This is a genomic window from Nocardia anocheti (assembly GCF_029675105.1).
Lineage (GTDB): Bacteria > Actinomycetota > Actinomycetes > Mycobacteriales > Mycobacteriaceae > Nocardia.
The window spans coordinates 1-2,210 of sequence record NZ_JAQQFV010000023.1; the positions used below are offsets into that span (position 1 = coordinate 1).

The 2,210-nt window shown below is 57.0% G+C and carries 2 protein-coding genes; one reads left to right on the forward strand and one right to left on the reverse strand.

Annotation, left to right across the window (positions count from 1 at the left end; genetic code table 11):
• A partial coding sequence (locus tag QC180_RS30095) for a type IIL restriction-modification enzyme MmeI (RefSeq protein ID WP_347567363.1) occupies positions 1-1,107 on the forward strand: 1,107 nt, incomplete at its 5' end.
• Here QC180_RS30095 and QC180_RS30100 read toward each other — a convergent pair.
• The coding region (locus QC180_RS30100) for a type IIL restriction-modification enzyme MmeI (protein ID WP_347567364.1) at positions 1,104-2,210 on the reverse strand (1,107 nt) is incomplete at its 5' end. The genes QC180_RS30095 and QC180_RS30100 overlap by 4 nt on opposite strands.

The following is a 2,210-nucleotide window of genomic DNA, read 5'->3' on the forward strand; positions in this document are numbered from 1 at the left end:
GCACAGATCCCTGGTGACGTGGTTCGTGTCGCCGACGATGTTGAGGTGCGTCGCATCAGCACCCTCCTTGAGTCAGTCGGTCGCGCTGATGGCCAGCCGATCCGACTAGCAGAAAATTCGGGGATCGCATTTCAGGGCTGCATCGTCTTGGGGATGGGGTTCGTACTCGATGAAACCGAAGCGCAAGAGTGGATTGCCACTGATCCCCGCAATGCCGAAGTGCTCTTCTCCTACCTCAACGGAGAGGACCTCAACTCCCGGCCGGATGCGTCAGCGTCTCGGTGGGTGATCGACTTCAACGACCGCTCCGAGGCGGAGGCCGCCCATTACGCCCTGCCCTATAGTCGGCTCGTTGAACGGGTCAAGGCTGAGCGTCAGCGCGTAAAATCGGACGGTTCATTTGTGCTCCGTCGCCCACTCCCCGAGCGTTGGTGGCAGTACGGGGAAAAACGTCCAGCCATGCGTAAGGCGATTGCGCCATTGGCTGAAGTGTTGGTCATCGCTCGTGTCAGCAAGACCGTGATGCCGATGCGGGTTCCCACCGGCCAGATACCGAGTGAGGCCTGTGTGGTTTTCGCAACCGATAGCTATGGCGACCAGGCAGTATTATCCTCGAACGTACACCAGGTCTGGGCGATCACTTACGGGTCGGGACTGCGAAACGATCCGCGCTACACACCATCGGATGTGTTCGAAACCTTCCCTCGTCCCCGACAGGTAGACCAACTCGAGACGATCGGCCGCATCCTGGACAACGAGCGCCGCGCGATCATGTTGCGTCGCAACCTCGGCCTGACGAAGCTCTACAATCTCGTCAATGACCGCCGGATACCTCATGAAGACGACGACGATATTGCTCGCATTCGCGATATTCACGCAGAACTGGATGCAAAGGTATTAAACGCCTATGGCTGGTCTGATATTGCGCTCAGCCATGGGTTTCATGCGTACAGGAAAATGGAACGTTGGACCTTCAATCCAGCGGCTCGAACTGAAACCATGGATCGCTTGCTGCAAGAGAATCGCCTTCGGGCGACTTGCGGTCAGCGCGACCGTTATCTGGAAGTAAGTGAGAATGTCCGGGAAGGGGAAGGAACCCTGTTTTAATTCATAGGCCAGGATCTCGAGAAAAGAGTTCCCTCTTCCGCGTAGATCCCCCCTGGCGGGGCAGTTGCATGAGGCACATGCTCGCGCCTTGCTCTGCAATGATTCTCTTCCAGAAGTCGATCTAGCACTTCGATGCGAGCGCTTGGATTTATGGTCCAACGCTCGATCTGTCGGTAAGTGTGAAATCCGTGGGAAAGATATATATCCGACCACCCATATGCATCCACAACGGCGTAGTCGAGGTCAGCATGGATAGCTCGAAGGCGCGCGACATCCTGGTCGGCCGAGTCTGCGAGGGTAGGGTCATTGACAAGGTTGTAGAGTTTTGTCAAGCCAAGGCTGCGACGACGCATGATCTCGCGGCGTTCCTCATTCAGCAAATGACCGGAGCGTTCAAGTCGTTCAGTTGGCAGTGGATTGGGGAAAGTTTCGAACACATCAGAGGGTGAGTAGTTTACGTCAGAGCGCATCGTTGAACCGTATTTCATGGCCCAGACTTGGTGCACATTCGATGACAGTACAGCTTGTACGCTGTAGCTGGCAGAGGCGAACACTCCAAGCTTGTGGCTAAACACCTGCCGAGTTCGTACCCGCATCGGCATCACGGTCTTGCTGACAAGTGCGATGACCAACACTTCAGAAAACTCAGTGATCGCTTTGCGCATTGCTGGCCGCGCCCGAAGGAAAAGCCACCACGGTGTATCACGTACGGCCTTCGGCTTGCTCGCCCGCTCCGGTTTGACCTGTTCTGTCAGCCGACCATAGGGCAGGGCGTAATGGGCGGCCTCCGCCTCGGAGCGGTCGTTGAAGTCGATCACCCACCGAGACGCTGACGCATCCGGCCGGGAGTTGAGGTCCTCTCCGTTGAGGTAGGGGAAGAGCACTTCGGCATTGCGGGGATCAGTGGCAATCCACTCTTGCGCTTCGGTTTCATCGAGTACGAACCCCATCCCCAAGACGTAGCATCCGATGAACCCGATGCCGGAGTTCTCATCCAACCGAACCGGACTTCCTTCGACGCGACCTGTTGGTTCAAGGAGGGTGCTGATACGACGTACCTCGACATCGTCGGCGACACGAGGGACAGGTTCGGGGACCGGATA